Consider the following 1,209-nt stretch of genomic DNA (forward strand, 5'->3'; position numbering starts at 1 on the left):
AAGAATGACACCCTCAAGGTGTCCGGTCCCTTCGGGGACCGTTATCCCCCATCACTGAAGATAACGATGTCAATCGATGGATATATCCTTTTACATTGTTAATGTCATCTAATTCTATTGTTTTTGATGCAATCTTGACAAATAGGATGATTCATAGAGGATTTCATCGGACTCCTGCAGATATGGCAGTATCCGTGTTTTTCCTCATAATCAGGGTTTTTATAACGATTCCAGTTCTTGAAATCCTTTTCACAATATGGTTTCGTGGTGTTGTATTTTATCGTTTCCCCACATCTTATGCAATATCCATTTATATGAGCAGATATGGGTTTTTTCAAAATTAATTTGTTTAGAACCTCGGTTTCTGGGGTGGGTTCTTTTACAGTTTCGCTGATTCTTATCAATCTTTTTACTTCATCCAGAATATCATCATAGACTTCTGAGTCCTGATCACGATAGATTACGACGCCCATTTCATGATTGTTAATCATTGAATATTCATAGAGATTCAATGATGTGATGATTGCCATCTTCTCATTCATGTAGCATTTGGAGTGGAGATCCTTCCAATAATGGACACCCATTCTTTTTATCGAGTGACACCACTCCGCTTCATCGGCTCTCATTTCTTTTTTGCCGTAGATGATGTGTATCTCCTTTCCCTGATCGGACATGTCTTTTAGAATTGCTTTGTACCGATCGTTGATACGTAGGTACGGGCTCATGAGATAGATGAAGTCATTGGATTTCTTCAGAACCTTGCTCAATTCGCTTTTTATTCCGTCTGAATCCAGGAATTTAACCATAATCAACCCTTCACTTCATCATCCCTAGCCGGAAGACTTCTCGAAGATGTTGGGACATAATCCTCTTCCTGATATGCGATTTTCCTTTCGGCCAGAACCTTGGTTCTATGTTCTTCATAAAAACGAAGTGCAGACAGGATATAATCCGCTCTACTGGTAAAATCACCACTGGTCTCAATGTCTTTCTCAATTTTTTCAAGTAAGCCATCTGGAACGCGTATGCTAACAATTGTTGAGCGATCTTTCCGTTCCATATGCTTATTAGCAATTTGTCGTTATAAGTATAAATGTAATCTAAATAGATTCTATTTAGATTACTTTAAATAATTAGTATTCTATTTAGAATACATGACAAGGAAACCCAAGACTGCACAGATCCTAGAGACATGCCCGGAGGATCCTG

2 protein-coding genes are annotated in these 1,209 nt (G+C 38.4%); both read right to left on the reverse strand.

Going from position 1 to position 1,209, the window contains the following annotated elements:
- Positions 1-104: 104 nt before the first annotated feature.
- Positions 105-806, reverse strand: a complete 702-nt coding sequence (locus V5D86_RS09565; RefSeq protein ID WP_414596460.1) for a phospholipase D-like domain-containing protein — start codon at positions 804-806, stop codon at positions 105-107.
- Between the two features lie 2 nt (positions 807-808).
- A complete protein-coding gene (locus V5D86_RS09570) occupies positions 809-1,060 on the reverse strand; it encodes a hypothetical protein (RefSeq protein WP_414596461.1) in 252 nt (83 codons plus the stop codon).
- Positions 1,061-1,209 lie beyond the last annotated feature (149 nt).

The sequence above is a fragment of the Candidatus Methanoprimaticola sp. MG2 genome (assembly GCF_047501175.1).
Lineage (GTDB): Archaea > Thermoplasmatota > Thermoplasmata > Methanomassiliicoccales > Methanomethylophilaceae > Methanoprimaticola.

Coding starts and splice junctions, on each gene's coding strand:
- V5D86_RS09565 (WP_414596460.1), bottom strand. CDS start 806: ATGGTTAAATTCCTGGATTCAGACGGAATAAAAAGCGAATTGAGCAAG.
- V5D86_RS09570 (WP_414596461.1), bottom strand. CDS start 1,060: ATGGAACGGAAAGATCGCTCAACAATTGTTAGCATACGCGTTCCAGAT.